Below are 26,774 nucleotides of genomic sequence, written 5' to 3' on the forward strand. Positions count from 1 at the left end.
CATGGCCGTGGCCTGGCTCCGGTTCCTGCTCGGCCGACTGGCGGGCACGGCGCTCGTGCTGCTGGTCCTCTCCTTCGGGATCTACTGCCTGGTCTACCTCGCTCCGGGCTCGGTCGAGCAGACCCTCCTGGGCAACCGGCCAGCGACCGACGCCACCCGCGCCGCGATCCGCGCGCAGTACCGCCTCGACGATCCGCTGCTGGTGCAGTACGGGCGGTGGCTCGCCGACGCCCTGCAGGGCGACCTCGGCACCTCGATCCGCTCCGGCGAGCCGGTCGGCTCGGCGATCTCCGCGCGGGCCGGGCTGACCCTCCAGCTCGCGCTGCTGGGCACCCTGTTCGCGGTGCTGCTGGGCATCGCGGGCGGGGTGCTGGCCGCGCTGCGCCGTGGCCGCGCCGCCGACCAGGGCATCGTGGTGCTCAGCGTCGCCGGCCTGAGTGCACCGCCGTTCGCCGTCGGCCTGCTCCTGCTCGGACTGCTGGCCGTGCGGCTCGGGTGGTTCCCGGTCTACGGCTCCGGGGCCGGCGGCCCCGACCGACTGTGGCACCTGATGCTGCCGGCGATCGCGCTCGCGGTCGGCGGCGCCGGCCTGCTCGTCCGGTTCACCCGGACGGCGCTGGTGCGCGAACTGGGCCAGGACTACGTCGTCTTCGCCCGCGCCCGCGGGCTGGGCCCGGTGCGCGTGCTGCGCTACGCGCTGCGCAACTGCGCGGTCCCGATCCTGACCGCCACCGGGCTGGTGCTGACCTCGATCCTGGTCGGCTCGGTGCTGGTGGAGATCGTCTTCGCCCTGCCCGGCCTCGGGTCCCTGCTCGTCGACGCGGTGACCTTCAAGGACGTGCCGGTCGTGCAGGGCGTGGCGCTCCTGCTGACCGCCCTGATCGCCCTGGTCAACCTCGTCGTGGACGCGGCGTACGCCGCCGCCGACCCGCGCGTGTCGCTCGTGAGGAGACCCCGGTGAGCCACCCCCTCCCGCTCGGGTCCGCCACCGCCGTCTCGCGGGCCCGCCGGCCGCGCCGGTGGCCCGGCACGGTCGTGGCCGGCGCCCTCGCCGTCTCGGTGCTGGTCCTCGTCGCGGCGCTGGTGGCGCCGCTGCTGCTCCCCGGAGCGAGCGACCAGGACCTGCTGCTCGGCGTCGCCGGCCCGAGCGCCGACCACCCGCTCGGCACCGACGACCTGGGCCGCGACGTGCTCCAGATGGTGGCGATCGGCACCCGCAGCTCGGTGCTCGGGGCGCTCCTGATCGCCTCGGGATCGCTGCTGATCGGCCACCTCGTCGGGCTGCCCGCCGGCTACCGCGGCGGCTGGACCGACCATGTCGCGATGCGCTGGACCGACCTGATGTTCTCGCTGCCCGCCCTGCTGGTCGCGATCGTGGTGACCGGGGTCGTGGGCGGCGGCTACCTGCTGGCGGTGGCGACCCTGGTGGTGCTGTTCTCGCCCGGCGACACCCGCGTCGTACGCGCCGCCGTCCTCGAGCAGCGGCAGCGGCCCTACGTCGAGGCGGCGACGCTGTCGAACCTGCGGGGTCGCACGATCGCCCTGCGCTACATCTGGCCGAACATCGCGCCGGTCGTGGTCGGCAACGCCTTCCTCAACTTCGGCTTCGCGCTGGTCGCGCTGTCCTCGCTCTCGTTCCTGGGGCTCGGGGTCGCGCCCGGATCGGCGGACTGGGGCCGGATGCTCGCCGACAACCGGGGGCTGCTGCTCGCCAACCCGGCGTCGGTCATCGCTCCGGGACTCGCGATCATCCTCACCGCCGCCGCGGTCAACGTGGTCGGCGACTGGGTGCATCGGCAGCTCGACGAGAGAGGACTGCGGCGATGACCGCACCGGTGGTGGACGTCCGCGGCCTGACGATCCGGATGCCCGCGGCGGACCGCGTCCTCGTCTCGGGCGTCGACCTCACGCTCGGTCCGGCCGACTCGCTGGCGATCGTCGGCGAGTCCGGCTCCGGCAAGTCGCTGACCGCACGCTCGCTGCTCGCGCTCCTGCCGCCCGGCCTGGTCGCCGACGGCCGGGTCGAGGTCACCGGCGCCACCGTCACCGACGACCGCAGCGCCCGCGCCCTGCGCGGTCGCCGGGTCGCGCTGCTGATGCAGGACCCGTTCACGATGCTCAACCCGCTGCGCCGGGTCGGCGCCCAGCTCGCCGACGGCCTGCCCGCCGCCGTCCGGCGCGACCGGCGACGCCGACGTACCGAGGTGACCCGCCGGCTCGCCGAGGTCGGGCTCGGCGCGGACGTGGCGGGGCGCTACCCCATCCAGCTCTCCGGCGGCATGCGCCAGCGGGTGGGGATCGCCGCCGCGCTGGTGAGCGACCCCGACGTCCTGGTCGCCGACGAGCCGACCACCGCGCTCGACGTCACCACGCAGCGCGAGATCCTGCGGCTGGTCCGTCGCATCCAGCGCGACCGCGGCATGGCGTTCGTGCTGATCACCCACGATCTGCGGGTGGCGTTCTCGATGTGCGAGCGGGTCCTGGTGATGTACGCGGGACGGACCATGGAGGTCGGGCCGGCCGACATGGTCCAGCGCGACCCGCGGCACCCCTACACGGCGGCGCTGCTCGACGCCGAGCCCCCGGTGGACGAGCGGCTGGCGGTGCTGCCCGCCCCGCCCGGCTCGGTGCCCGCGCACGACGACGTCGCGGACCGGTGCGCCTTCGCGGACCGCTGCGCCCATGCCGCCGCGGCCTGCCGGGCCTCGGCGCCGCCGCTCACACCGCTCACGCCGGGCCGCTCCTCCGCATGCGCCCGAGTGTCCGAGCTCGGAGCGCTCCGCCAGGACCGGGGCACGGTGGCACCCGTCGCCTTCGCGCCGACCGACCCGGACCGCGCCCTGCTGCGGGTCACCGGCCTCGGCAAGCGGTTCGCCGGTGCGATCGGGCCGGCCCTGGAGGACGCGACGCTGGAGGTCGCCCGAGGGGAGACGGTCGGGCTGGTGGGCGAGTCCGGCTCGGGCAAGACGACGCTGGCCCGGTGCGTGGTCGGCCTGGAGAGCCCGACGTCCGGCTCGGTCCAGCTCGACGGCACCTCGTTCTCGTCCTGGTCCGATCTCGATGTCCGGGAGAGCCGGCGGCTGCGCGGGGTCGTGCAGATGGTGTTCCAGGACCCGTACTCGAGCCTGCACCCCGTACGGCCGGTCGGGACGACGCTCGCCGACTCCCTCGCGGCGTTCGGCCGCCCGCACGGCCCGGCGGACGTCGTCGCCCTGCTCGACCTGGTCGGACTCTCGCCGGCCCACGCCCGACGCCGGCCGGCCGCGCTCTCCGGCGGGGAGCGGCAGCGCGTGGCGATCGCCCGCGCGCTCGCGGCCGAGCCCGAGCTGCTCGTGTGCGACGAACCCGTCTCCGCGCTCGACGTCTCCGTCCAGGCCCAGGTCCTCGACCTGCTTGCCCGGCTGGTCCGGGAGCTCGACATGGCGCTGCTGTTCGTCACCCACGACCTCGCCGTCGTACGCCAGGTGACCCAGCGCACCTACGTGCTCCGGTCGGGCCGCTGCATCGAGTCCGGCCCGACCGCCCGGGTCCTGGACGAGCCGGGCCACGCGTACACCCGAGAGCTGCTCGCGGCGGTGCCGCGCGACGATCGCGGCTGGCTGGCCTGAGCCCGAGTACCGGGCCGGCTCGCCGACCCCGCTCTCGCGGTGGCCCTGGGCTGACCGGCCGCTACTCCGGGTCCTCGCCCACGAGCCCGTCGACGGACTCCCGGATCAGGTCGGCGTGGCCGACGTGGCGGCCGTACTCCTCGATCATGTCGCAGACGAGCCTCCGCACGTTCGCGTGGTTGCCGTCGTCGTCGCCGACGTCGGCCGGACCGCCGAGCCCGCCGTTCTCGATCGCCTCCGCGACCAGCGCCCGGCCCTGCGCGACCGACTCCTGGAAGAGTCGCTCGAGGGACTCGGGGGTGTCGTCGTCCTCGACCCGGAGGTGGAAGCCCTCGTCGTCCCAGTCGGCCCGGTCGAACGGCGGGAACGGCCGGCGCCCGTGCAGCTTCCACGCGAACGTGATCGCCTCGACCGCGGAGAGGTGCTTGAGCAGGCCGCCGAGGGTCAGCGTCGAGGGGCCGAGGGTCTGGCGGATGCCGGCGGCGTCGAGGCCGCCGCACTTCCACAGCAGGTAGCCGCGCAGCCGCTCGAGCGACCCGAGCAGGGCCTCGACCTCGGTGCCGGCGAGAGGGGGCTCGTTGCGGATGGTCAGCTCTCCCATGTCCGGCACACTACGCCGAGCTCCTCCGTCAGCTCGGCCCGGAGATCGTCGTGCTGCGGGCCGAGCCGGTGCTCGGCGGTCACCCGCCCCTGGATGTGATGGAGGGCCGCCGGCCAGCCGACGATGTCGGCCGGCTCCCACTCGTAGCGCGGCGTGACATGGGCGTGCAGGAACGCGTCGGTGTTGCCCTGGATCTCCAGGTTGACCCGGCGGAACCGAGGGTCTCTTCTCCGGCAGACCGAGGACACCGCACGCGCGAGGATCGCCGCGTCCTCGAGGAACGCCAGCTGCCGATCGGGCGTCAGGTCGGTGAGCTGGTCGGCCGCGGGGTCGTCGGTGATCAGCACGCAGTAGCCGGGCAGGTGCTGCACGTCGCCGATCACCGCGAACCCGGCGCGCATCCGCCGCAGCACGGTCGGGTTGGTGCCGGCGAGTGCGCTGCCGACGCGGTCCTGGCGGAAGTCGGTCACCCGGCGAGCCTAGGTTGGGAGTCGTGAGGCCCAGGAGGCCCAGCGTGCGCGCTGGCGCCCTCACCGGTTCACGACTCCAGGGCAGCAGCGCCAGCGTCAGCGCGGCCGAGTCGGCGTGAGTTACCGGTAGTTCGCGCCGACTGAGCATCCCTGGAGGGTGAGTTCACGCCGACTCGGCGTTCAGAGCCCCTGCCAGGGCGGCTTGGCGGCGTACACCTCGCGGTAGTGGCCGGCACGGGTAAGACCCGAGGCGGCCGCCTCGTCCAGCAGTACCGAGACGTGCGGGTGGAGCTGGAGGACGGAGGCTGGGCATGAAGCCGAGAGCGGGCCCTCGACGGCGGCGGCGACGGCCGCGGCCTTGCCGGCGCCCGAGGCGAGCAGCACCAGGTGCCGGGCGCGGAGGATGGTGCCGAGACCCTGCGTGAGGACGTGGTGGGGGACCTCGTCGACCGAGCCGAAGAACCGCGCGTTGTCCGCGCGGGTCTGCGCGGTGAGCGTCTTGATCCGGGTCAGCGACGCCAGGGACGAGCCGGGCTCGTTGAACGCGAGGTGGCCGTCGCTGCCGATCCCGAGCACCTGGAGGTCGACGCCGCCGGCCGACACCAGCGCCGCCTCGTAGGCCGCACCGGCCTGCTCCGGGTCCGACGGATCCGGGCTCGCGACCCGGTCGCGCGCGATCCCGAGCGCGTCGGTGAGCTCGCGGAAGATCGTCTCCCGGTAGGTCTCCGGGTGGCCGACCGGCAGGCCGACGTACTCGTCGAGCAGGAAGCAGCGCACGCCGTCGTACGGCGGAGCGGTGCCGGCGCGGTGCCGCCGGATCAGCTCCCGGTACGCCGGCAGCGGGCTCGAGCCGGTGGCGAGACCGAGCACGGCGGACGGCCGGGCGGCCACCAGCGATTCGATCGCGTCGGCCGCGAGCACCGCGGCCGAGGGGGTGATCACGACCTCCATCAGCCCAGCTCCAGCTCGACGGTCTCCTCGCGCGGCGGCAGGCCGAGCAGGGTGAGCGGCGTCGTCGTGGCCGTGGCGACGGCCTCGGCGACCGAGCAGCCGGTCTGCGCGATCAGCACGCGCAGGCAGTCGGCCAGCGACGCGGCCGAGCCCGCCAGGGTCCCGTCGGGCAGCCGGACCGTGCCGGCGGAGACGACGACGTCCTGGTCACCGAGGCGGGTCGGTCCGTCGGGCAGGCCGAGCGCGGCGGTGGTGTCCGAGACGGACAGCAACCGTGCCGGGCCGAGCGCGCGCCAGGCCGCCCGCACGAACAGCGGGTCGAGGTGGTGGCCGTCCACGATCAACCCCGCAACCAGGTGGGATCCGCCGAGGGCGGCACCGACCGGCCCCGGCTCGCGCGGCAGCAGCGGCGGCATCGCGTTGCCGAGGTGGGTCACCACCCGCGCGCCGGCCTCGACAGCGTCGGAGACCTGCGCGGCCGTGGCCCCGGTGTGGCCCACCGCGACGACGACGCCCTCGGCGGTCAGCCGCGCGATCACGTCAAGTGCGCCCGGCAGCTCCGGAGCGATCGTCGCCATCAGCACACCGGCCTCGCGCGACCAGCCGTCGACGAGGTCGAGCGACGGCGGCCGCAGCCAGTGCTCGGGGTGGGCGCCCTTGCGGTTCGGGGCGATCATCGGTCCCTCGAAGTGCAGGCCCAGCGGCTCGGCGCCCACCCAGCCGGCGGGCGGTCCGGCCGCGAGGGCCGCCAGCGCCGCCGCGCGGGCCTCCGGGTCGGAGGTGATCACGGTGGGGACGAACGCCACGACGCCGTACGCCGGCAGGGCGGACGCGACCTCCCACAGCCGGTGCGGCTCGGCGGTGAGGTCGATGCCGGCCGCGCCGTTGACCTGCGCGTCGACGAGTCCGGGGACCCTCATCGGCTCCCCTTCATCGGCCCAGGTGCGCGGCGCCGACGGCGGCGACGGGGTAGTCGGCCGGGACGACGCTCAGCCGGCCGGCCAGGTCGAGCGAGGCGAGGAACGGCGAGGTCGCGGCCTGCTCGCGCAGCGCGGAGGCCACCGCGACCCGGAGCTGCTCGCCGAGCTGGGCGACGCCGCCGCCGAGCACGACCGTCCGCGGGTCGACGGCGAGCGCGAGCACCCGGATCGCCGAGGCGACGCCGGCGGCGAACTCCTCGCGCAGCGCCATGGCCTTCTCGTCGCCGTCCTGGGCGGCGGCGAACAGCGCCTGCGCGGGCGGCACCTGGCCCGACGAGGGCCAGGCGGTCGCGAGCGCCCGGCCGGACGCGATCGTCTCCAGACAGCCGCGCTGGCCGCACTCGCAGAGGACGCCGTGGGGGTCGACCGGGATGTGCCCGACCTCGCCGGCCGCGCCGTGGTCGCCGCGGCGGAGCCGGCCCTCGAGGACGAGGCCGGCGGCCAGGCCGGTGCCGATGCTGAGGTAGACGAGGTCGTCCTCGCCGCTCATCGCCACCGCACCGAGAGTGGCCACGTTGACGTCGTTCTCGACCACGACCTCCACCCCGAGCCGCTCGCCGAGCCGCTCGCCGAGGGCGAACCAGTCGCCGTCGAGGCCGAGGTTGACCGCGTGCTTGACGGTGCCGTTCGCGCTGTCGACCAGGCCGGGGATGCCGACACCGACGGCACCGGTCAGCGGCTCGCCGGTCGCGGCCCGCAGTGCCTCGACCACGCGCGCCGCCGTACGCACCACGCCGTCGGTGCCCGGCTCGGTCGCCTCGCGCACCTCGGCGAGGATCGCGCCGGCATCGTCGATGACCAGCCCGAGCGTCTTGGTCGCGCCGATGTCCAGACCGACGTTCACCGGTCCCACCCTGCCTTCCTCAGCAGCTCCGTCAGTGCCGCGGCCCCCGGTCGGGAGTGGCCGCGCATGCAGATCCGCGGCGGTACGCCGTCGTACGGGCCCGGCCAGCCCCACTCGACCACGACCGCGGCCCCGGTGGCCACGAGGTCTGGACGCCGGTGGGCGTCGCGCACCTGGAGGATCACCGGCCGGTCGCCGGCGATCGGTTCGCCGGGGCTGACGACGCGATCCGGCGGCAGCCCCCACGGGACCTCGCCGATCGCGATGTTCGCGGTGGTCGCGACGCTCACCACCTCGGCGCCGGACAGGTCAGGCAGCTCGCCCTCGACCGTGATCGCCGCGCGCGCCCCACGCAATTGCGCCGTTTGGACATCTTCTGGCGGCCCGCCGCTGCCAAACCGGCGCAATTGCGCGATCCGGTCGACCGCGTCGCGCAGCCGCGACTCGGCCAGCCGGCCCGCGCGGACCGCGGCCACGAGGGCGGCCTGGATCTCGCGGACCAGCGCCGCGTCCTTCTCGGGCCCGATGCAGAGCAGGTCGGCGCCGGCGTTCAGCGACAGGACCGCCGCCTCCGGGATGCCCCGGCCCGCGGACGCGCCCGCCATGTCGAGCGCGTCGCTGACGACGACGCCGTCGTACCCCAGGTCCTCGCGCAGCAGCCGCAGCACCGGCGCGCTCAGCGTCGCGGGCAGCTCTGGGTCGAGGGCGGGTACGACGATGTGCGAGGTCATCACCGACGCGACCCCGGCCCGGGCGGCTGCCGCGAACGGCACCAGCTCCCGGGTCTCCAGCACCGACAGCGGCGCGTCCACGGTCGGCAGCTCGAGGTGGCTGTCCTGGGCGGTGTCGCCGTGCCCGGGGAAGTGCTTCGCGCAGGCGGCGACGCCCGCGGCCTGGAGCCCCTCGACCCAGGCGGCGACGTGCTCGGCGACCCGGACCGGATCGGTGCCGAAGCTGCGGGTGCCGATCACCGGGTTGTCCGGGTCGGTGTTGACGTCGGCGACCGGGCCGAGGTCCAGGTCGATGCCCACGGCCACGAGCTCGCGGCCGATCGCGTGGCCGGTCGCCCGGGTCAGCGCCAGGTCGTCGGCGGCGCCGAGCGCGGCCGGCCCGAGCACCGGGCTTCCGGTCAGCGCGTGCAGGCGGGTGACGTCGCCGCCCTCCTCGTCGACGGCGATCAGCACATCCGGCGCAATTGCGCCGATAGTGCGGGTCAGCTCCCGCACGGCGGCCGGCCCCTCGGCGGTGTTGCTGCCGAACAGGCAGACGCCGCCGAGGCCCTCGACGAGCAGCTCGGCCCAGTCGCCGGGCAGCGTCGTACCGGGGAACGCCGGCAGCAGGACGCCCAGCGCGAGACGGTCGAGTGCCAGGCGGTCGAGATCGCGGTTCGGGGCACCCGCGGGAGCGTGCGTGGAGGAGCGCGGCGGGGGAGTCCCTCGATGTCGCGCGGTGTTCATCCCTTCACCGCCCCGCTCGTGAGGCCGCCGACCATCCGGCCCTGCACGACGAGGAAGAAGACGATCACCGGGACCGCGATCAGCGTCGAGCCGGCCATGATGCCGCCCCAGTCGGTGCCGCGGTTGACGTCGGTGAACGTGGTCAGCCACAGCGGCAGCGTCTCCCGGTCCTGACGGGTCATCACGACCAGCGCGAGCGTGAACTCGTTCCAGGCCTGGATGAACCCGAACACGCCGGTCGCCACGAGGCCGGGCGCGAGCAGCGGGAACGTCACCCGGAAGAACGCCTGCACGCGGGAGCAGCCGTCCATCATCGCGGCCTCCTCCAGCTCGTACGGCACGCCCGCGACGAACCCGCGCAGGGTCCAGATCGTGAAGGGCAGCACCAGGGCGACGTACACGAGCGTCAGGCCCACCACGGTGTTGAGCAGGTCCATCGCCTCGAGCATCTTGTACTGGGAGATGAACAGGCCCTCGACCGGGATCATCTGGATCACCAGCAGGGTCACGACGAACGACATCCGCCCGCGGAACCGGAACCGCGACACCGCGACCGCCGCGACGAAGGCGAAGACCAGCGCGACGAGCACGGTCAGCAGGGTGACCATCAGGCTCATCCTCATCGCGTCGAGGAACCGGCCGCCCTCGAAGACCGTGCGGTAGTTGTCCAGGTCGCCGCCGAGCGGGACCCAGGTCGGCACCGGGTTGCGGATCTTGTTGCGCGGCAGGAAGGAGCTGTTGACCATCCAGTAGACCGGGAAGGTCGCGACCAGGAACGCGACGACGCCGATGACGTTCGCGGTGATCCGCAGGGAGCGGCGGGGTGCGCGGGCCATCAGTTCTCCTGCTTGAGCATGACGCGGAGGTACGGCGAGGTGAGCGCGACCGTCAGCACGAGCATGAAGATCGCGACCGCGGCGGCCATGCCGAAGTCGCCGCCGCCGATGCCGAGCCGGTAGATGTAGGTGCCGAGCAGGTTCGTGTCACGGGTCGACCCACCGGCCTGCTGGAGGATGTAGATCTGGCTGAACACCCGCAGATCCCAGATCACCTGCAGGATGCCGACCACGAGCAGCACCGGCTTGATCGCCGGGAACACGATGTGCCGCAGCCGCGCGAGCGGCCCGGCCCCGTCGATCTCGGCGGCCTCGACCAGGTCCTCCGAGACCTGGGTGAGGGCGGCGTACACGGTGAACGCCACGAACGGGACGCTCATCCAGACGATGATCACGGTCGCCACGAAGAAGAAGGACAGCGGCTGGAGCAGCCAGGAGTGGCCCGCGAAGTCGAGGCCGAGCTTGGTGAGCAGGTAGTTGACGACGCCGTACTGGGTGTCGAAGAGCCACTGCCACACGGTCAGCGACGCCACGATCGGCATCGCCCAGGCGAGCAGCAGGCCGGTCTGCACGAGGACCCGGATGCCCGTGGCCATGTGCCGCATCAGCAGCGCGAGCCCGACGCCGATCCCCAACGTGAGCACCGCGTTGACCACGCAGAAGACCAGCGAGCGCAGCGTGACCCGCCACAGGTACCCGTCAGTGAGCAGTGCCCGGTAGTTCTCGAACCCGACCCACTCCGGCGGCCGGCCGAACTGCTGGGCGAGCCCGAAGTCCTGGAAGGACAGCACCACCTGGCGCACGAGCGGATAGCCCAGCGCGACGGCGAGGGCGACGACGGCCGGCACGAGGAGCGCGTACGGCAAGGGGGTACGCCGCGGGCGCGGTGCGGTCTCGCTCATCTGCTCCTCCTTCCGTCACATGATGGCGGGCCTACGGCGTGGGCACGATCCGGCCGGGGCGGCGGACCGCCCCGGCCGGGTCTGCCTGGCTCCGACCGAACGGGTCAGCCGTTCAGCTGGCCGTTCATCTGCTCGTCGGCGTCGGCCGCGAGCTGGGCCGGGTCGCCGCCCTGGGCGAGGGCGCTGAACAGGTCCTCGAGGACGCGGGAGCCCTCGACGGTCGCCCAGCCCGGCGCCGCCGGCGTGAGCTTGGCGTTGGACGCCGCCGCGATCGTCGCCTGCGCGAACTCGTCGTCGCCGAGGAGCGAGGCGAGCGAGGTCAGCGCCGGGGTGAGGCCGTTCTGCGCGAGGATCGTCTGGTAGTCCTCGCTCAGCATCAGGGCCACGGCCTTCTGGGCGAGCTCCTGGTTGGCCGACTTCGCGGCGATCGCGATGTCCGAGCCGCCCAGCAGCACCGGGGCCGGCGAGCCGTCCGAGCCCGGCATCGCGAAGACGCCGATCTGCTTGGCGTAGGTGTCGGGGCAGCCGGTCTTCGGGTCCTCGATCAGGCCCTTGACCCAGCCCGGGGTCGACATCATGCCGATCTCGCCGGCGCAGAACGGCGTCCACGGGTCGGCCTCGTTGCCGTCCTTGGGCGCGCCGGATGCCTCGGCGAAGAGCCGCTGCGCGGTCTCGAGGCCCGCGATCGACTCCGCCGAGGAGAGCGAGCCGCTCCACTCGCCGCCGTCCGCGGTGGCGAAGTCGCCGCCGGCGTCCCAGACGAACGCCGCGCCGTTGCGCCAGTCCTGGCCCGGGAACCAGAAGCCGGAGAAGTTGGCGGGCTTGGGGTTCGCCTTCTTCAGCGCGACCGCCGCGTCGACGAACTCGCTCATGGTGGTCGGCACCTCGAGGCCCGCCTTCGCGAGCAGGTCCTTGCGGTAGAAGATGTACTTCGAGCCCGCGTAGTAGGGCACCGCGTAGGTCTCGCCGTCGACGGTCGCGCCGTCCACGAAGCCCGGGAGCAGGTCGTCGCCGCCGAGGTCGCCGAGCTGGTCGGTGAGCGGGGAGAACGCGCCGGCCGAGGTGAAAGTCGGGGCCTGGGTGTTGCCGATCTCGACGACGTCCGGGGTCTCCGACTCGCTCGAGAGCGCGGTGGTCAGGCGCTCGACCAGGCCGTCCCACTCCTGCTGCTCGATGGTGAGCGTGGAGCCGGGGTTCTGGTCCTCGAAGGTCTTCTTCAGCCACGCCCGCGCCTCCTCGGGCGTGTCCGTGCCGTTGAGCCAGACCCGGATGTCGGCGGCCTGGGGAGTACCGCCGCTCGACGGCTCCTTGTCGCTGTCGTCGCTGCCACAGGCGGCGAGCGCGGTGAGGGCCAGGGTGGCCAGCGCAGCGCCCGCGAGTGTCTTCTTGATCCGCACGGCGGTCTTCCTCTCTTGCGAACTTCTGGTGGGGATGGTTCCGAGTCGGTCCTTCACGAGACGCCGAGCTGTCCGGCGAGGACGAGGACGGCGGCACCGACGAGGACGACGTCCTCGCCGAGCGTCGAGGCGCGGACCACGAGGCCCGCGGAGCTGACCGGCATGACCCGGTCGCGGATGGTGCGGTCGGCGGCCTCGCGCAGCGGGCCGTCGACCAGTTCGCCGGGGCCGCTGAGCACCAGCTCCGAGATGTTGAGCGTGCCGACGACCGGGGCGAGCGCGGCACCGAGCCGCTCGCCGGTCGCCGCCAGGACGGAGTCGGCGTCGCCGTTCTCGATGGCACGGCGCAGGCGGGGTACGGCGAGGATCGTCTCCAGGCAGCCGGTGCGGCCGCAGGCGCACCGCTCGCCGCCGGGGTCGACGACGACGTGGCCGATCTCGCCCGCGGCGCCGCGGTGGCCGTGCAGCAGCGCGCCCTCGAGCACCAGCCCGGCGCCGACGCCGGTGCCGACCCGGAGCACCATCAGGCCGCCGTCGCCGGTCTGGCCGAAGGTGTGCTCGCCGAGGACGGCGGTGTTGGCGTCGTTCGCGACGACGACGGGGAGGTCGAAGGCCCGGGCGAGCGTCGCGGAGAGCGGGGTGTCGGCCCAGGCCAGGTTGGGGGCGTCGATGATCGTGCCGGCGGCGTCCACGACGCCCGGGCTCCCGACGCCGATGCCGAGCACCGGCCGGTCGGTCATCGCGATCAGCGCGGCGGCGAGCCGGTGCACGAGGTCGACGGCGTCCTGGCCGGTCGCGCCGTCGATGGCGACCTCGTGGCGGGCCTGCACCCGGCCGAGCAGGTCGAGGACCGCACCGGTCATCCGGTCGTCGTTGGACAGGTCGATGCCGATCACGTGGGTGCTGTCCGCGGCGAGGCCGACCAGCACCGGCGGCTTGCCGACCCGCGACTCCGCGGGGGCGCCCAACTCCTCGACCAGGCCGTCGGCGACCAGCTCGCCGATCAGGTCGGAGGTGGTGACCCGGGTCAGCCCGGTGCTCCGGGCGAGGTCGGCGCGGCTGGCCGGGCCCTCGCGGAAGAGCTGCTGGAGCAGCAGCGAGCGATGGTGCCGACGGGCGTCCTCCTGGAGCCGCTTGCCCTGCGGCCGCAGCGGCCGGCCCACGGGAGAGGTCGTCGTCACGTTTGTTAGTTCAGCGCACTTACATATTGCTCGTCAAGGGCTCCGCCGGAATTTCGCGGAGCCGACCGGCGTCGAGTCGGGAGGAAGGCCCGACTCGACACACGTACGGTCGACCCATGCGGCCGCTCGTCGTCACCCTCGCGCTCCTCGCCGCGCTGACGGCGTGCTCGGGCGGCGACGATCGACCGCTGCCGCTGCCGGCCGAGACCACCGGCGCGCCGACGGGAGCGCCGACGCGGTACGACGAGTACGTCGCCCTCGGCGACTCCTACACCGCCGCGCCGCTGGTGCCGCCGACCGACGCCTCGAACCTCTGCCTGCGCTCCGGGGTGAACTACCCGGCGCTGGTCGCGGAGGCGATGCCCGGCACCGCGTTGACCGACGTCAGCTGCAGCGGCGCGAGCACGCGCAACACGGTCCGCCCGCAGGCCGGGCGCGGCGGCTCCGTGCCGCCGCAGTTCGACGCGCTCCGCCCTGGCACCGACCTGGTCACGATCGGCCTCGGCGGCAACGACGAGAACCTCTTCGGCGGCACGCTCGGCACCTGCGTCCTGGTCGCGGCGCAGGACCCGACCGGCTCGCCGTGCACCGACGCCGCGGCCGGCGGTCGCGACGTCGACCGGATCCTGGAGCGGATCCGCGCGAACCTCGTCGAGGTCGTGCGGGGCGTCGAGAAGCGGTCGCCCGACGCGCGGGTGCTGCTGATCGGCTACCCGCAGCTGATCCCGGCGACCGGCACCTGCGCGGACCTGCCCCTCGCCGAGGGCGACTACGCCTTCGCCCGCACCATCAACCAGGGCCTGGCCGACGCCGTCCAGGCCGCCGCCGAGGACGCGGGCGTCGACTTCGTCGACCTCTGGGCGCCCAGCGCCGGGCGCGACATCTGCTCCGCCGACCCGTGGATCAACGGCCGGGTCACCTCGGCGACGACCGCGCTCGCCTACCACCCGCTCGCGGTCGAGCAGGAGGCCGTCGCCCGCCTGATCCTGGACGAGATCAGCTGATCGCGTCGTGGACCGGTACGCCGGCCACGACCGTGAGCGCGGAGGACATCGCGCGCAGCGCCGTACCCACGGCCGCGCTGTCGCCGCCGAGCCCGAGCGGGTCCCGGTCGAGCAGCACCAGGTCGCCGCGCGAGCCCGGCCGCACCATCGGCTGGCCGTCGACCGACGCGGCGAGCGCCTCGCGGACGGTCAGCGCCTGCTCGCCGTGCCACGGCTCGCGCTCGTCGGCGCTGCGGTGCACGGCGGCGGCCATCGCGAGCCACGGGTCCAGCGGCGAGACCGGCGCGTCCGACCCGAGCGCCAGCTCGATGCCGTCCTCCAGCATCCAGCGGAACGCGAAGCAGCGCTCCGACCGCTCGCCCCACACCCGCTCGGTGAGGTCGCGGTCGTCGAGCAGGTGCGCGGGCTGCACGCTGGCCCGCACACCGAGCCCGGCCATCCGGCGCAGGTCCTCGCGCCGCGCCAGCTGCACGTGCTCGATCGACCCGCGCGCGCCGGTGTCGGCGTACGCCGCCAGCGCGTCCTCGACCGCGGCGTCGCCGATCGCGTGGCACGCCACATCGAGGCCGCCGGCGTGCGCGCGGCGGAACAGGTCGCGCAGCTCGTCGCCGGACTGGTTGGGCTGGCCGGCGGGGTGCTCGAGGCGGTGCGCGTCGCCGTACGGCTCGCAGCACCACGCGGTCCGGGTGTTGAGCGACCCGTCGCTGATGATCTTGAGCGGCCCCATCGTCAGCCGCGGGTCGCCGCCGAGGGGGTCGCCGGTCTGCAGCCCGGCGGCGAGCACGGCGTCGAGGGTGTCGGCGTACGTCGCCCAGCGGATGCGCAGCCGGTCGCATCCCTGCGCCCAGCGCTCCGCCCACCCGGCCATGCTCGCGCCGAACTCGAAGTCGACCATGCCCACGATGCCCCGCGCGGCCGCGGCGTCGAGCATCCGGCGGTAGGCCTCGGGCGAGGTGCCGTCGGCGCCCAGCGTGACCAGGCGGGGGTACGCCGCGAACCACTCCCGCTCGCGCACGACCGAGTCGCGCACCGGCATCGCGAGGTGCAGCAGCGCGGTGGTGTTCAGCCAGGCGTGGTGGCCGTCGCCGCTGATCAGCACGACCGGGGTGTCGCCGGAGACGGCGTCGAGCTCGGCGACGGTGGCCTCGCGGTCCCAGGCGCCGGCGCGGTGTCCCCAGCCGACGACCGGGAGGTCGGGGTGCTCGCGGATCCGATCGGCCACCGCCCGGACGATCTCCTCGGGCGACCGGGTGCCGCCGAGGTCGAGCCGCTGCGAGGCGAGCGTCCACTGGGTGAGGTGGGTGTGCTGGTCCCAGAGCCCCGGGACCAGCCACCGGCCGCCCGCGTCGACGACGTCCGCGCCGTCGGGGCGCCCGGCTCCGGGGGCCACGGTCGTCACGACGCCGTACTCGACGGCGACGTCGACGAGACGGTCCGGCGCGACCTCGCCGGGGCGCAGCGGCACCAGGCGGGCGCCGCGGATCAGCAGGCTCGACACGGGGCAAACATTAGGGCGAAACATAGGGCTCGGCCGTTGCCGACGGGGGACACGACAACGACCGAGCGCGGGCGAATCTACGTGCCGCCGCGCGCACGACACAACTCCCGCGCCGGCGTGGGAGCGTGATCCGCCCCTCAGCCCGCGCTCACCTCAGCGTGACCTGCCGGTTGGCCAGACCGGACCGGGCCGAGCGTTGCTCGCCGGTGAGGTCGGAGCCGTCCGCGAGCGCCTCGGCGAGCTCGGCCGCGAAGCGGGCCGCGGGCTCCTCGAGCGCCTCCGCGCCGGTGCCCAGCGGGAGGTCCCAGACCGGCGCGAGCAGGCCGTGCGCGCGGAACATGCCCACGAACCGCGAGTCCTCGACCAGCACGTCCCTGCCCGCGGCGTGCAGCCGCGCGAGCGCGTCGAGCAGCGGGCCCTCGGGCTCGGGCAGCACCCAGCGCAGGTGCTCCTTGGCGCCGACGTCGGTCCAGTACGCCGCCTCGACCGACGTCAGTCGGGCCGTCGGCGAGGCGGCGGCGTTGGCCTGCTCCAGGGCGGCCGCCATCGTCGCGCGGTCGCCCTCTTCGACGTCGGCGATCCAGAAGTCGAAGCCGTCGTGGACGGTCACGTCGAGGGAGTCGTTCGCGATCAGGTCCTGCAGCCGCGGGCCCTCGCCGGGCGGGTCGGTGAGGCCGACGATGCCGGCGTCCGCGGCGAGCGCCTTGACGAGCACCGCGCCGAGGTCGCGGGAGACGTCGCCGAAGTTGTGCTGGACCTGCAGGCCGAGCCAGATCGCGCCGCTGTCGCGGACCATCGCGGGCGCGGCCATCGGCAGCAGCGAGCAGAGCCGCACGGTGCGGTCGGGGTGGTCCCTCAGCGTGAGCGGCGCGGTCGCCGCCGGCACCAGCTCGCGCATCGCGACGACGTCGCACTCGCCCGCGAGGCCCTCGAACGGCCGGCCGACGTACGGCGCGGGCGCCCCGCCGGGCGCGCCGTGGCATGCCTTGTAGCGCCGGCCCGAGCCGCACGGGCAGGGCTGGCGCGGGCCGACCTCGCCGTCGGTTGCCTGGGTGCGTGCCTGGGTGCGCGACTTCTTCGCCATGCCGGCGAGGCTATCCGTCGCGCTCGTCGAGCAGCTCCAGCAGGTACGCCGGCCGGTCGGTGATCACCGCCGCCACCCCGAGCTCGAGACAGAGGTCGAGGTCGGCCGGGGTGTTCACCGTCCACACGTGCAGGTCGTGGCCGGCCCGGGTGATCCGCGGCCCGAGCCGCGGATGGTCGGCGAGCTCGCCAATGCCCGGGCCGACCAGCCAGTCCTCGCCGATCACCCGGCTCAGCATCGGCCAGTGGTGCGCCTTCTCGACCAGCTGCACCAGCCCCACCGCCGGCGCCAGCCGCTCGACCCGCTGCAGCGCGGTCCAGCTGAAGCTCATCACCCGGGCCGGCGACCCGGGCCGGTCCCAGCCGAAGTCGCGCAGCATCTCGACGAGGCGGCGCTCGACCAGCCCGCCGTACCGCGTCGGGTGCTTGGTCTCGATCGCGATCTCGACCCGGCGGTCGTAGTCGGCGACGGTCTCGAGCAGCGTGCGCAGCGTCAGCACCCGGTCGAGCCGCTCGTCGCGCGCCGGCGCCTCGTCGTCGAGGTCGGCCCAGGGATTCTTCCACGACGCGAAGTCGAGCTGGTCGAGCTCGGCCAGCTCCATGGTGGAGACGACGCCCCGGCTGCTGGCGGTACGCCGCAGGTCGCGGTCGTGCACGCAGACCAGGTGCCCGTCGGCGGTCAGCCGCACGTCGCACTCCAGCCCGTCCGCCCCGGCATCGAGCGCGGCGACGTACGCCCCGAGGGTGTGCTCGGCGTTGTCGTGGCTGGCGCCGCGGTGCGCGACGATCTGCGGTCTCATGGGTGCCGGTGCCGGTGCTCGACCAGGTCCACGCTCCGATGATGGCAGCCCGCGCCGCCGCGGGTGCCGCGCGCCCAGCCTCGGCTCGGGGTCGGCTCAGGCTCAGGCTCAGCTCGGCCTCAGGCGGACTCGACGGCCTCGAGGCGGGTGCGCGCGGCCTCGTAGGAGTGCACCAGGCCGGCGCGGAGGACCTCGATCAGCTCGGGCACCTCGTCGACGGCCAGCCGGAACGACCCGGCGCAGACGTTGTCGCGCCACAGCGAGAGCACCACCAGCCCGGCGTCCTCGTGCCAGGTGACCCGCAGCGCGCGGTCGCCGCCGCGGGCGTCGAGGTGGATCGACCCCGTCTGCGGGAACGGTCGGACGGCGGGCATGCTCCCATTCTGCGCCTGCCGGGTGGAGCCTGTCACCGGTTCTGTGGACAGGTGGTGGGCCGGCGGAATCCCCGGTCAGCCGGGGATCCCTGACGTTGTCGGCCGTTGCAACACCTGACAACGTCAGGGAAAGGCCGACAAGTACGGCGGCCTACACTCGCACCGTGCCCGAGCTGCCCGAGGTGGAAGCGCTGGCCCTCGACCTGAGGGGCCGGCTGGCCGGGCACGCAATCGCGAAGGTCCACGTGCCGCAGTTCAGCGCTCTCAAGACCTTCGACCCGCCGCTCTCCGCACTCGAGGGGACGCTGGTCGACGACGTGACCCGGCACGGCAAGTTCCTCGACATCGAGGCGTCCGGCACCCACCTCGTCCTCCACCTGGCGCGCGCCGGCTGGGTCCGCTGGCGCGACGAGGTGCCGGCGATCCCGCCGAAGCCGAGCACGAAGTCCACCCTCGCGCTGCGCGTGGTGCTCGACGACCAGGCCGGCCTGGACGTCACCGAGGCGGGCACGCGCAAGAGCCTGGCGGCGTACGTCGTCCGCGACCCGCGGGACGTGCCCGGCATCGCCAGCCTGGGGCCCGACCCCCTCACCGACGACTTCACGATCGACACCCTGCGGAGCATCCTCGAGAAGGAGGGCGGCAAGCAGCTCAAGGGCGTGCTCCGCCACCAGGGCACCATCGCCGGCATCGGCAACGCCTACTCCGACGAGATCCTGCACGCCGCGCGGATGTCACCGTTCAAGCCCGCCGGCCACCTGACCGACGACGAGATCCGGGTCCTGTACGACGCCGTGCGGTCCACCCTCGGCGACGCGGTCGACCGGTCGCGGGGCCTCGCGGCCAGCGAGCTCAAGGGCGAGAAGAAGTCGAACCTCGCGGTGCACGGGAGGGCCGGCGAGAAGTGCCCGGTGTGCGGCGACACCGTGCGCGAGGTGTCCTTCGCCGACTCCAGCCTCCAGTACTGCCCCACCTGCCAGACCGGCGGCAAGCCGCTGGCCGACCGAAGGATGAGCAGGCTCCTCAAATGATCCCGACCATGACCATCGACCAGGTACCGGACCCGCTCCCCGAGGGCCTCACGGTCCTCGACGTCCGCGAGCCGGTCGAGTGGCAGTACGCCCACATCGAGGGCGCGGTCCACATCCCGCTCGCGACCCTGCCGGTGCGGCACACCGAGCTGCCCGAGGGTCAGGTGCTCGTGGTCTGCAAGGTCGGCGGCCGGTCTGCGCAGGCGGTGGCGTGGCTGCAGCAGCAGGGCCGCGAGGCCGTGAACCTCGAGGGCGGCATGCTCGACTGGGCGGCGGCCGGCCGCCCGATGGTGAGCGAGACCGGCCGGCCGCCCCAGGTCGTCTGACGGGCGGAGAGCCTCACCAGGAGGGCTGCGGCGCCGAAAGGGCGCGGGCCAGCGCCCGGAGGTACGCCGCCCGCGGCACCTCGACCGCGCCCAGCGACGCGAGGTGCGGCGTGAGCCACTGGACGTCGAGGAGCCGGCGCGCGACGTGCTCGTCGGTGAGCGCCTCGACCAGCGCGACGAGCGCGACCTTGGACGCGTCGCGCACCCGGTGGAACATCGACTCCCCGGCGAACAGCCCACCGATCGAGACGCCGTACAGCCCCCCGGCCAGCCGCCCGTCCCGCCACGCCTCCACCGAGTGCGCCCAGCCGAGCTCGTGCAGGCGCAGGTACGCCGCCGCGACGTCGCCGTCGACCCAACCGGACGGCCGGGAGGGGTCCGCGCAGCCGGCGACCACCTCCGGGAAGGCCGTGTCGACGCGGATCTCGAAGTCCCGGCGCGAACGGCGCAGTGAGCGCGACACCAGCAGCCCGTCCAGCGGGATCACGCCGCGACGCACCGGGCAGAACCAGTGCACCGGGCCGCCCGGCGGGACCGAGGGCATCGGGAAGAGGCCGCGGCGGTACGCCGCCAGCAGCGTGCCCGGCTCGAGGTCGGCGCCGATCGCCACCAGGTCGTCGCGCGCGTCGAAGCCGGCCGGGTCGCCGAAGGTCCAGCGCGACGGCGGCGGCTCGACGGGCATGACTCACCGTAACGGGGCCGCCCGTAGGCTGGGCCGCATGGGCAAGGCGAGCGCGACCGGCAAGCTGGTGGCCCGGCACGTCGGGCCACGGGTGCCGCACCTCGCGCCGGAGCTCACCCACTCCTTCGTCCGGGAGGCCCTGCACCGCGCGATCAACGGCGTCGGACCGCTGCCGCCGGCGGCGATCGCGGCCGAGAGGACCGACGTGCCGGGGTTCATCGAGGACCACGTCCGCTACGCGGGCGCGCAGGGCCTGCTCACCGGGCTCGGCGGGGTCGTCACCGCGACCGTGACGCTCCCGGCGAACGTGGCCGGCCTGGCGCTGATCCAGTCCCGGATGGTTGCCGGAATAGCGCATTTGCGCGGTTATGACATCGAGGACCCGCGGGTCCGCAACGCGGTCCTCACCTGCCTGCTCGGCCGCGAGATCGTCGACCAGAGAATCAAGGAGCGGAAGCTGCCCGGCCCGCCGATGGCGATCGCGACCGCGCCCGTGCACGATCCCGACCTGGACCGGCTGCTGTCCGCCGAGGTCGCCTCCGACCTGGTCGCCCGCGTCGGCGGGAAGCGGCTGGCGATCACGATCGCGCGGCGTACCCCCATCGTCGGCGGCGCCTTCGGGATGGGCGCCGACGGGCTCGCCACCTGGCGGGTCGGCCGCTACGCCGCCGGCGAGCTGCGGCCGCGCACGGCCCGGTAGGCCGTGAGCAGCCCGCGTCCGGCGGCGCTGCCGCGCAGCCGGCGGATCACCTTCTCGCGCCAGCGGTAGGTCGGACGCAGGTAGGAGCGCTCGAGCGCGATCCGGGTGTCCTCCAGCTCGCGGCGCAGCTGCTCCTCGGAGTGCCGCAGCCGGGCGCTCTCCAGCAGCAGCGCCTTGACCGCGTCGACCGCGGCCCGGGCGACCAGCCGCTCCGACGGGTGGTCCGGGTCGGCGTACGACGCCACCGGCGGCGCTCCGACCAGGTCGCCGAGGTCGCCGACGACGTCGTACCCGCGGCGCTCGATCTCCGCGATCCAGGACGCCGTCACCTCCGCGGCCCACGGGTGGACGTCGGGCGGCAGCGCCAGCCGCGGCGTGCGGGTACGGCGCGAGAGCGTCTGGTGCGCGAGCAGCTCGCGGACCAGCGGACGGTAGTCGGCGGGGTTGAGCTCGCGGTTCGCCGCGCGGTTGATCCGCCGCACCAGCGCGGTCTCCGGGACGCCGAGCGACGGGTTCGACCGCTCGGCCTCGAGGTCGAGGTCCAGGCCGTCGAGCCCGAAGGCGAGGCTGAACCGCTTCCAGAGCAGCTGGGAGGGCCCGCCCGGCGGCGGCACCGTGACGAGGTGGACCCGCTCCGGCGGGAGGTCGTGGCCCCAGCGGTTGAGGATGTCGGGCAGCTCCTGGACTCCCCAGAACCAGGTGGCGATCCGCGACTCCCGCCGCGGGTCCCGGATCTTGTCGAGGAAGGAGCCGTAGCCGATCGCGCTGCGGTGCTTGACGTTCTCCTGCCACTCCGCCGGGATCTGGCGGACCAGGTCGCGCGCCGAGAGCACCAGGTGCACCTCGGCGCCGGAGCCGTGGCCGAGCGACTCGAGTGCCCGCCCGGCCTGGGCGCGAGACGCGGTCGCGAGGATCTCGTGGCTGACGATCGCCGTGCCCCGGTGCCTGCGGACCCGCTCCGCGAGCCGGTCCCAGGCGCCGATCGCCTCGGTCTCCAGCCCGCCCCACGGCAGCCGCATCAGGTCGAGCGCGGCCAGGAAGTGCGCGTCGAAGCGGTCGGCCGGGTAGAGGATGCCGGCCCCCGCGAGCGTGTGCCGGTTCCGGAACAGCACGTCCTGGAGGTAGGACGTGCCGGTCTTCGGGGTGCCGACGTGCAGCAGGACGCGATTGCTCAAGCTCTACTTCCTCCTGGCTCCAGCATCAGGCGCAGTGCGAGGGCGAGGACCCCGGCGTCGGACGGCTCCGGCACACCGGCGCGGTCGGCCGGCAGCAGGGCGTCCGGGTCGCCGTGGACAGCGTATCCAGACCGGAGCAGGGCGTCGCGCACCCGGACCGCCCGGCCGTGCAGCCAGTCGTGGTGCTCCTCCGGCACGACCAGCGGCTCTCCGCCCAGGGCGGCCAGCCGCGGCAGCAGCGTGTGCCGCATCAGCGCCCGCTTGCGGCCCGGTACGGCGAGCAGGCCGAGCACCTGCCCGACCCGGCGGGCCAGGTCGGTGGCGTCGGCCGACAGCGCGAGCGGGTCTGGGAGCCGGCGGACGCCGACGAGCCCCGGCACCAGGCCGGGGTCGAGCACGATCCGCACCCGCTCCGTGCCCACATTCGCCGACCACTCGCGGGCGGTGCGCAGGAGGTCGACGCGACGGGGCAGCGCGCGGCCGCGGGTGTACGGCGTCAGCCACTCGCGCCAGGACGCGCCGCCCTCCGCGAGGCTGCGCGTCGTCCAGGCGTGGGCGACCATCGCGCCGACGTCGGTGCCGACGACGAGCACGACCGAGCCGCGTCCGCCGGGCGGTCGGCCCTGCGCGACGAGCGCGTCGCGCATCGGGTCGGCGAGGATCGGGTCGCCGACCAAGCGGTAGCGCGTGCGCCAGAGCCGCGGCGGCGCCGCGCGGCCGGCCGGCGGCAGTCCGGCGGCGACGACGTCGTCGGCGATCACGCTGGCCGCGACGCGGAGCAGCTCGTCGTCGGGGAGGTCGGCGGGGTCGACCGGCGGCGGCCCGAACTCCAGCCGGTCGACGGCGCCGGCGAGCTCGAGGTCCGGCCGGCCGCGGCCCGGGGCGCTCGCGTCGAGCACCCGGCCGGCCAGGTCCGGCGCCGGGCGACCGACCCCGTTGAGCCGGCGGAGCAGCTCGAGCTGCTGGGCGCCGGGGAGCACGCGGCCGCGGGGCTCGCCCTCGCCGGTCCAGTCCCGCCACGGCGTCGTACCGCCCTCGCGGAGGTGGGCCACCCACCCCCAGGCGTGGCGGACGCCGTCGCTCATCGCTCGCGCAGCCGCTGTGCCCCGGCGCGGACCCGCTGGGAGAGCTGGCGCCCGGGGTCGGGGCGGCGGGCGGCCTCGCGGGTCATCGCGGCGAGGGCGTCGAGCGCGGTCTTGAGCTGGCGCTTGGCACGGACCTTGTCGGGGTCCTGCCACTTCTCCTCGGGGTCGGGGCGGGCCGGGCGCAGGTCCGCGACGTCGCCGACGACGTGGACGCCGCTGCCCTCGATCCACTCGATCCAGCGCTCGGCCCGCTCCTCGGCCCACGGGTAGTGGTCCGGCGGGAGTGTGACCGCGGCCGACGTGCGGCCCTTGGCCAGCTCGCCCTGGGCGAGCAGGTCGCGGATCAGCTCGTCGAAGCTCGACTCGCGGCGGGCCTGGCGGTCCATCCGCCGGTTGAGCTGGCGCACCACCTGGGTCTCGGCGACGCCGAGCGACTGGTTGGATCGGTCGCTGTCGAGCGGCGCCCAGACCGGGTCGACGCCGAGGACCTCGCACATCCGCAGCCACAGCGGGTCGCCGTGCTGCTGCTCGTGGCGGCCGTGCGGGACCGTGACGACGTGCACCCGCTCCGGCGGCAGCCCTGCGCCCCAGGTGCCGAGCACGCGCGGGACGTCGAAGGCGCGGTGGAACCAGGTGCGGCCCCTCTCGAACCGGTCGACGAAGCGTCCGTAGCTCCAGCGCCGGCCCTGCTTGACGCTCTCCTGCCACGCGGCCGGGATCTGCCGGCCGAGGTCGCGGGCGGTGTAGACGACGTGGATCTCGCTGCCCGCGAGGTCGCGCATCGCCTTCGCCACCTGGCCGGGCGTGGCCGGGGCGAGGATCTCGTGGCTGACCACGACGGTGCCGGAGCGCCGGCGGACCCGGCGCACCAGGGCGTCCCAAGCGCCGTCCGCGTGGCCGGGCGCGCCGCCCCAGTCCTGGCCGAGCAGGTCGAGCGCGCCACGGAACTGGGCCAGCCCGGGGCTCACCAGCGGCGACGTCGTCGGGAAGTGCACGCCCTGCGCGGCGAGGGTCTTCGCGTTCAGCGCAAGCCGGTGCTGCAGGTAGGTGGTGCCGGTCTTCGGCGCACCGATGTGCAGGTAGACCCTCCGGCTCATGCCCCGGATTCTGCCAGTGCGCGTACCACGGCGGAGGGGCTGGGCCGGCCCAGGTGCCCGGCCATCCAGACGCTGGTCGCGACCACCTGCCCGAGGTCGACGCCGTGCTCGATCCCGAGCCCGGTGAGCAGCCACACCAGGTCCTCGGTGGCGAGGTTGCCGGTGGCGCTCTTCGCGTACGGGCAGCCGCCCAGGCCGCCCGCGCTGGCGTCGAACGTCGTGATGCCGGCGTGCAGCGCCGCGAGGGTGTTCGCGAGCGCCTGGCCGTAGGTGTCGTGGAAGTGCATCGCGAGCCGGTCGGCGCCCACGCCCGCCCGCTCGAACGCCTCGACGAGGGCGGCCACCTGGCCCGCCGTACCGACCCCGATGGTGTCGCCGAGGCTGAGCCGGCTCGCGCCGAGGTCGAGGAGCCGCCGGCCGACGTCGACGACCTGCTCGACGGGTACGCCGCCCTCCCACGGGTCGCCGAAGCACATGCTCACGTAGGCGCGGACGTCGAGCCCGGCGTCGCGGGCGCGGCGCACGGTCGGCTCGAACATCGCGAACTGCTCGTCCAGGCCGCGGTTGAGGTTCTTCCGCGCGAACGTCTCGGTGGCGGAGCCGAAGATCGCGATGTGCCGGCAGCCGAGCTCGAGGGCGCGGTCGAGGCCGCGCTCGTTGGGGACCAGCACGGGGCAGTCGCGCCCGGGCTCGCCCAACCCGTCGATCAGCAGCGCCATCAGGTCGGCGGCGTCGGCGAGCTGGGGCACCCACGCCGGGTGCACGAAGCTGGTGGCCTCCACGACCGGCAGCCCGGCGGCCAGCAGGCGCCGGACGAACTCGGCCTTCACGCCGGTCGGCACCAGCGCCTGCTCGTTCTGCAGGCCGTCGCGCGGGCCGACCTCGTAGATCGTCACCCGGTCCGGCAGGCCGTCCTGTCGTACGACGGTGGGGAGCTCACTCATCGGGCTGCACCTCCAGCAGCGTGGCGCCGAGCGCGACCTGCGCGCCGGTGGCGGCGTCGAGCCCGGCGACGGTGCCGTCGAAGGGCGCCTTGAGCGCGAGCTCCATCTTCATCGCCTCCAGCACGACCAGCACCTGGCCGGCCTCGACCCGGTCGCCGTCGGCGACCCGGACGTCGAGCACGGTGCCGGGCATCGGCGCGGCGATCGCGCCGTCGCCGACGTCGGCCGCGTGGTCGCCGAAGACGTCGGGGCGGGCGAAGACGAACCGCTGGCCCTGCCGGACGACCTCGACGTGGTCGATGCCCACGTCGGCGACCGGACGGTCGCGCGGCTCGGGTCCGGCCCCCGACTGACTGAGCACGACCGGCTCGTCGAGGTCGATCACGACCGGAGCCGGGTCGGCCGCGAGCCGGAACCCGTCGGAGCGGAACGGCCCCTCCTCCTCGCGCCGGGCGAGGAAGACCTCCCACGCCGCGGCCACCCGGGCCGGTGCGGGATCGGGCGCCGGCACGTCGTGGCGGTCCAGCCACGCGGTGTCGATGGCGGCGTCGCGGAACTCCTCGCTCGCCACCAGCGCGCGCAGGAAGCCGGTGTTGGTGGTGAGGCCGAGGATCGCCGTACCGTCCAATGCCTCGACCAGCGCGAGCCGGGCCTCCTCGCGGGTGGCGCCGTGGGCGATGACCTTGCCGAGCATCGGGTCGTACGCCGTGCTCACGACCTGGCCGCTCTCCAGCGCGTGGTCGACCCGGATGCGCATGCCGCGGGGCCACTCGACGTACTTCGCCCGGCCGGCCTGGGGCAGGAAGCCGCCGAAGGAGTCCTCGGCGTACACCCGCGCCTCGATCGCGTGGCCGCTGACCGTGACGTCGTCCTGGGTGATCGGCAGCGGCTCGCCGGCCGCGACGCGGAGCTGGAGCTCCACGAGGTCCAGCCCAGTGACCAGCTCGGTCACGGGGTGCTCGACCTGGAGGCGGGTGTTCATCTCCAGGAAGTACGCCTCGCCGGTCGCCTCGTCGAGCAGGAACTCGACCGTGCCGGCGTTCTCGTAGCCGACCTGCCTCGCCAGCGCGACCGCGGCGGCGTGCAGGTTTCCCCGGGCAGCCGGTGAAACCGTCGGCGCCGGCGCCTCCTCCAGCACCTTCTGGTGCCGGCGCTGGGTGGAGCAGTCGCGCTCGTGGAGGTGGACGACGTGGCCGTGGGCGTCGGCCATGACCTGCACCTCGATGTGGCGGCCGCGCTCGACGTACCTCTCGACGATCAGGGTGTCGTCGCCGAACGCGCCTCGCGCCTCGCGGGCCGCGGCGGCCTTCGCCTCCTCCAGGTCGGCGGCCTCGTGCACGATGCGCATGCCCTTGCCGCCGCCGCCGGCCGCGGCCTTCACGAGAACCGGGCCGGTCCAGTTCTTGGCCGCGTCCTCGCCGCGCGGCACGACGGGTACGCCGGCGGCGACCGCGATCTCGCGGGCGCGGTCCTTGCGGGCCATCGCCTCCATCGCCTCCGGCGGCGGCCCGACCCAGGCCAGTCCGGCGGCCGTGACCGCCCGGGCGAAGGCGGGGTTCTCCGACAGGAAGCCGTAGCCGGGGTGCACCGCCTGCGCGCCCGCGGCCAGCGCCTGGGCGACCTGCGCGTCGACGTCGAGATAGTCGCCGGTGCTGGCGACCGCCTCGATCCCGAGGCGGTGGCAGGTGCGGGCGATCCGGGCCGCGATCTCGCCCCGGTTGGCGATGAAGACACTGGCGAACATCAGC

The 26,774-nt window shown here is 74.5% G+C and carries 27 protein-coding genes; 7 read left to right on the plus strand and 20 right to left on the minus strand.

The annotated features are described in order from the left end of the window. The first annotated feature begins 1 nt into the window (after position 1). Genes ACYVKX_RS05520 through ACYVKX_RS05530 form a run of 3 tightly spaced genes read left to right on the plus strand, consistent with a single transcriptional unit; the run spans position 2 to position 3,608 of the window. A complete protein-coding gene (locus ACYVKX_RS05520; RefSeq protein WP_460829676.1) occupies positions 2–961 on the plus strand; it encodes an ABC transporter permease in 960 nt (319 codons plus the stop codon). Further along, on the plus strand, positions 958–1,827 hold the full coding sequence (locus ACYVKX_RS05525; protein ID WP_460829678.1) for an ABC transporter permease: 870 nt from the start codon (positions 958–960) through the stop codon (positions 1,825–1,827). Before ACYVKX_RS05520 ends, ACYVKX_RS05525 begins: the two co-directional genes overlap by 4 nt. Further along, the gene (locus ACYVKX_RS05530; RefSeq protein WP_460829680.1) at positions 1,824–3,608 is read left to right on the plus strand and encodes an ABC transporter ATP-binding protein; all 1,785 of its coding nucleotides are present in this window, start codon (positions 1,824–1,826) and stop codon (positions 3,606–3,608) included. The genes ACYVKX_RS05525 and ACYVKX_RS05530 overlap by 4 nt, the downstream gene beginning before the upstream one ends. 61 nt (positions 3,609–3,669) lie before the next feature. Here the strand turns inward: ACYVKX_RS05530 and ACYVKX_RS05535 are convergent, their stop codons facing one another. From ACYVKX_RS05535 to ACYVKX_RS05580, 10 genes are all read right to left on the minus strand, one after another. Then, positions 3,670–4,209, minus strand: coding sequence for a mycothiol transferase (locus ACYVKX_RS05535; RefSeq protein WP_460829682.1), 540 nt, complete (start codon positions 4,207–4,209; stop codon positions 3,670–3,672). Next, the gene (locus ACYVKX_RS05540; protein ID WP_460829683.1) at positions 4,197–4,679 is read right to left on the minus strand and encodes a diadenosine tetraphosphate hydrolase; all 483 of its coding nucleotides are present in this window, start codon (positions 4,677–4,679) and stop codon (positions 4,197–4,199) included. Before ACYVKX_RS05540 ends, ACYVKX_RS05535 begins: the two co-directional genes overlap by 13 nt. Before the next feature lie 180 nt (positions 4,680–4,859). Further along, positions 4,860–5,630 carry a glucosamine-6-phosphate deaminase gene (locus ACYVKX_RS05545; RefSeq protein ID WP_460829684.1) on the minus strand — a complete coding sequence of 257 codons (771 nt, stop codon included), beginning with the start codon at positions 5,628–5,630 and terminating at the stop codon, positions 4,860–4,862. Next, the gene (locus tag ACYVKX_RS05550) at positions 5,630–6,550 is read right to left on the minus strand and encodes an N-acetylglucosamine-6-phosphate deacetylase (protein ID WP_460829686.1); all 921 of its coding nucleotides are present in this window, start codon (positions 6,548–6,550) and stop codon (positions 5,630–5,632) included. The genes ACYVKX_RS05545 and ACYVKX_RS05550 overlap by 1 nt, the downstream gene beginning before the upstream one ends. 10 nt (positions 6,551–6,560) lie before the next feature. Beyond that, the gene (locus ACYVKX_RS05555; RefSeq protein ID WP_460829687.1) at positions 6,561–7,454 is read right to left on the minus strand and encodes an ROK family protein; all 894 of its coding nucleotides are present in this window, start codon (positions 7,452–7,454) and stop codon (positions 6,561–6,563) included. Then, positions 7,451–8,911, minus strand: coding sequence for a glycoside hydrolase family 3 protein (locus tag ACYVKX_RS05560; protein WP_460829688.1), 1,461 nt, complete (start codon positions 8,909–8,911; stop codon positions 7,451–7,453). Before ACYVKX_RS05560 ends, ACYVKX_RS05555 begins: the two co-directional genes overlap by 4 nt. Further along, complete coding sequence (locus ACYVKX_RS05565) at positions 8,908–9,747, minus strand: carbohydrate ABC transporter permease (RefSeq protein ID WP_460829690.1); 840 nt, start codon at positions 9,745–9,747, stop codon at positions 8,908–8,910. The genes ACYVKX_RS05560 and ACYVKX_RS05565 overlap by 4 nt, the downstream gene beginning before the upstream one ends. Then, complete coding sequence (locus ACYVKX_RS05570) at positions 9,747–10,649, minus strand: carbohydrate ABC transporter permease (RefSeq protein WP_460829692.1); 903 nt, start codon at positions 10,647–10,649, stop codon at positions 9,747–9,749. The genes ACYVKX_RS05565 and ACYVKX_RS05570 overlap by 1 nt, the downstream gene beginning before the upstream one ends. 104 nt (positions 10,650–10,753) lie before the next feature. Then, positions 10,754–12,046, minus strand: coding sequence for an extracellular solute-binding protein (locus ACYVKX_RS05575; RefSeq protein ID WP_460829694.1), 1,293 nt, complete (start codon positions 12,044–12,046; stop codon positions 10,754–10,756). Positions 12,047–12,099: 53 nt separating this feature from the next. Beyond that, positions 12,100–13,227 (minus strand): ROK family transcriptional regulator, encoded by a 1,128-nt coding sequence (locus ACYVKX_RS05580; RefSeq protein ID WP_460829696.1) that lies wholly within the window; start codon positions 13,225–13,227, stop codon positions 12,100–12,102. Between the two features lie 116 nt (positions 13,228–13,343). Here ACYVKX_RS05580 and ACYVKX_RS05585 point away from each other — a divergent pair, with 116 nt between their 5' ends. Then, positions 13,344–14,231: an SGNH/GDSL hydrolase family protein gene (locus ACYVKX_RS05585; protein WP_460829698.1), complete on the plus strand. Its 888-nt coding sequence runs from the start codon at positions 13,344–13,346 to the stop codon at positions 14,229–14,231. Here the strand turns inward: ACYVKX_RS05585 and ACYVKX_RS05590 are convergent. The 4 genes from ACYVKX_RS05590 to ACYVKX_RS05605 form a co-directional block, all read right to left on the minus strand. After that, on the minus strand, positions 14,224–15,729 hold the full coding sequence (locus ACYVKX_RS05590) for an amidohydrolase (RefSeq protein ID WP_460829700.1): 1,506 nt from the start codon (positions 15,727–15,729) through the stop codon (positions 14,224–14,226). The two genes, ACYVKX_RS05585 and ACYVKX_RS05590, sit on opposite strands and share 8 nt — an antisense overlap. Before the next feature lie 148 nt (positions 15,730–15,877). Further along, on the minus strand, positions 15,878–16,813 hold the full coding sequence (locus ACYVKX_RS05595) for a DUF5926 family protein (protein WP_460829702.1): 936 nt from the start codon (positions 16,811–16,813) through the stop codon (positions 15,878–15,880). A gap of 10 nt (positions 16,814–16,823) precedes the next feature. Continuing rightward, positions 16,824–17,612 (minus strand): glycerophosphodiester phosphodiesterase, encoded by a 789-nt coding sequence (locus tag ACYVKX_RS05600; protein WP_460829703.1) that lies wholly within the window; start codon positions 17,610–17,612, stop codon positions 16,824–16,826. A 119-nt stretch (positions 17,613–17,731) separates the two neighbouring features. Then, a complete protein-coding gene (locus tag ACYVKX_RS05605) occupies positions 17,732–17,986 on the minus strand; it encodes a hypothetical protein (protein ID WP_460829705.1) in 255 nt (84 codons plus the stop codon). Between the two features lie 164 nt (positions 17,987–18,150). Between ACYVKX_RS05605 and ACYVKX_RS05610 the strand changes: the two genes are divergently transcribed. Beyond that, complete coding sequence (locus tag ACYVKX_RS05610) at positions 18,151–19,017, plus strand: Fpg/Nei family DNA glycosylase (protein WP_460829706.1); 867 nt, start codon at positions 18,151–18,153, stop codon at positions 19,015–19,017. Between the two features lie 8 nt (positions 19,018–19,025). Beyond that, positions 19,026–19,343, plus strand: coding sequence for a rhodanese-like domain-containing protein (locus tag ACYVKX_RS05615; RefSeq protein WP_460829707.1), 318 nt, complete (start codon positions 19,026–19,028; stop codon positions 19,341–19,343). A 13-nt stretch (positions 19,344–19,356) separates the two neighbouring features. Here ACYVKX_RS05615 and aat read toward each other — a convergent pair whose 3' ends face one another. After that, entirely contained in the window at positions 19,357–20,025 is a 669-nt protein-coding gene (gene aat / locus ACYVKX_RS05620) for a leucyl/phenylalanyl-tRNA--protein transferase (RefSeq protein ID WP_460829710.1), read from the minus strand. 37 nt (positions 20,026–20,062) lie between these two features. On the opposite strand from aat, the gene ACYVKX_RS05625 reads away from it, so the two are divergent. After that, positions 20,063–20,725, plus strand: a complete 663-nt coding sequence (locus tag ACYVKX_RS05625) for an EcsC family protein (RefSeq protein WP_460829711.1) — start codon at positions 20,063–20,065, stop codon at positions 20,723–20,725. On the opposite strand, the gene ACYVKX_RS05630 is transcribed toward ACYVKX_RS05625, so the two are convergent. From ACYVKX_RS05630 to ACYVKX_RS05650, 5 genes are read right to left on the minus strand one after another with little or no spacing between them, the layout of a single operon-like run. After that, complete coding sequence (locus ACYVKX_RS05630; RefSeq protein WP_460829712.1) at positions 20,686–21,900, minus strand: hypothetical protein; 1,215 nt, start codon at positions 21,898–21,900, stop codon at positions 20,686–20,688. The two genes, ACYVKX_RS05625 and ACYVKX_RS05630, sit on opposite strands and share 40 nt — an antisense overlap. Continuing rightward, a complete protein-coding gene (locus tag ACYVKX_RS05635) occupies positions 21,897–22,985 on the minus strand; it encodes a hypothetical protein (RefSeq protein WP_460829714.1) in 1,089 nt (362 codons plus the stop codon). The genes ACYVKX_RS05630 and ACYVKX_RS05635 overlap by 4 nt, the downstream gene beginning before the upstream one ends. Further along, positions 22,982–24,082, minus strand: a complete 1,101-nt coding sequence (locus ACYVKX_RS05640) for a hypothetical protein (RefSeq protein WP_460829716.1) — start codon at positions 24,080–24,082, stop codon at positions 22,982–22,984. Before ACYVKX_RS05640 ends, ACYVKX_RS05635 begins: the two co-directional genes overlap by 4 nt. Further along, positions 24,079–25,026 carry a hydroxymethylglutaryl-CoA lyase gene (locus ACYVKX_RS05645; RefSeq protein ID WP_460829718.1) on the minus strand — a complete coding sequence of 316 codons (948 nt, stop codon included), beginning with the start codon at positions 25,024–25,026 and terminating at the stop codon, positions 24,079–24,081. The genes ACYVKX_RS05640 and ACYVKX_RS05645 overlap by 4 nt, the downstream gene beginning before the upstream one ends. Continuing rightward, positions 25,019–26,770: an acetyl/propionyl/methylcrotonyl-CoA carboxylase subunit alpha gene (locus ACYVKX_RS05650; protein ID WP_460829720.1), complete on the minus strand. Its 1,752-nt coding sequence runs from the start codon at positions 26,768–26,770 to the stop codon at positions 25,019–25,021. The genes ACYVKX_RS05645 and ACYVKX_RS05650 overlap by 8 nt, the downstream gene beginning before the upstream one ends. Positions 26,771–26,774 lie beyond the last annotated feature (4 nt).

Source organism: Nocardioides hungaricus (assembly GCF_054782915.1).

Excerpts from the sequence above, each read along its gene's own strand:
- ACYVKX_RS05645 (WP_460829718.1), bottom strand. The coding sequence starts at position 25,026 with ATGAGTGAGCTCCCCACCGTCGTACGACAGGACGGCCTGCCGGACCGG.
- ACYVKX_RS05625 (WP_460829711.1), top strand. The coding sequence starts at position 20,063 with ATGGGCAAGGCGAGCGCGACCGGCAAGCTGGTGGCCCGGCACGTCGGG.
- ACYVKX_RS05550 (WP_460829686.1), bottom strand. The coding sequence starts at position 6,550 with ATGAGGGTCCCCGGACTCGTCGACGCGCAGGTCAACGGCGCGGCCGGC.
- ACYVKX_RS05560 (WP_460829688.1), bottom strand. The coding sequence starts at position 8,911 with ATGAACACCGCGCGACATCGAGGGACTCCCCCGCCGCGCTCCTCCACG.
- ACYVKX_RS05545 (WP_460829684.1), bottom strand. The coding sequence starts at position 5,630 with ATGGAGGTCGTGATCACCCCCTCGGCCGCGGTGCTCGCGGCCGACGCG.
- ACYVKX_RS05650 (WP_460829720.1), bottom strand. The coding sequence starts at position 26,770 with ATGTTCGCCAGTGTCTTCATCGCCAACCGGGGCGAGATCGCGGCCCGG.
- ACYVKX_RS05605 (WP_460829705.1), bottom strand. The coding sequence starts at position 17,986 with ATGCCCGCCGTCCGACCGTTCCCGCAGACGGGGTCGATCCACCTCGAC.
- ACYVKX_RS05520 (WP_460829676.1), top strand. The coding sequence starts at position 2 with ATGGCCGTGGCCTGGCTCCGGTTCCTGCTCGGCCGACTGGCGGGCACG.
- ACYVKX_RS05615 (WP_460829707.1), top strand. The coding sequence starts at position 19,026 with ATGACCATCGACCAGGTACCGGACCCGCTCCCCGAGGGCCTCACGGTC.
- ACYVKX_RS05530 (WP_460829680.1), top strand. The coding sequence starts at position 1,824 with ATGACCGCACCGGTGGTGGACGTCCGCGGCCTGACGATCCGGATGCCC.
- ACYVKX_RS05635 (WP_460829714.1), bottom strand. The coding sequence starts at position 22,985 with ATGAGCGACGGCGTCCGCCACGCCTGGGGGTGGGTGGCCCACCTCCGC.
- ACYVKX_RS05565 (WP_460829690.1), bottom strand. The coding sequence starts at position 9,747 with ATGGCCCGCGCACCCCGCCGCTCCCTGCGGATCACCGCGAACGTCATC.
- ACYVKX_RS05585 (WP_460829698.1), top strand. The coding sequence starts at position 13,344 with ATGCGGCCGCTCGTCGTCACCCTCGCGCTCCTCGCCGCGCTGACGGCG.
- aat (WP_460829710.1), bottom strand. The coding sequence starts at position 20,025 with ATGCCCGTCGAGCCGCCGCCGTCGCGCTGGACCTTCGGCGACCCGGCC.
- ACYVKX_RS05595 (WP_460829702.1), bottom strand. The coding sequence starts at position 16,813 with ATGGCGAAGAAGTCGCGCACCCAGGCACGCACCCAGGCAACCGACGGC.
- ACYVKX_RS05535 (WP_460829682.1), bottom strand. The coding sequence starts at position 4,209 with ATGGGAGAGCTGACCATCCGCAACGAGCCCCCTCTCGCCGGCACCGAG.
- ACYVKX_RS05570 (WP_460829692.1), bottom strand. The coding sequence starts at position 10,649 with ATGAGCGAGACCGCACCGCGCCCGCGGCGTACCCCCTTGCCGTACGCG.
- ACYVKX_RS05600 (WP_460829703.1), bottom strand. The coding sequence starts at position 17,612 with ATGAGACCGCAGATCGTCGCGCACCGCGGCGCCAGCCACGACAACGCC.
- ACYVKX_RS05640 (WP_460829716.1), bottom strand. The coding sequence starts at position 24,082 with ATGAGCCGGAGGGTCTACCTGCACATCGGTGCGCCGAAGACCGGCACC.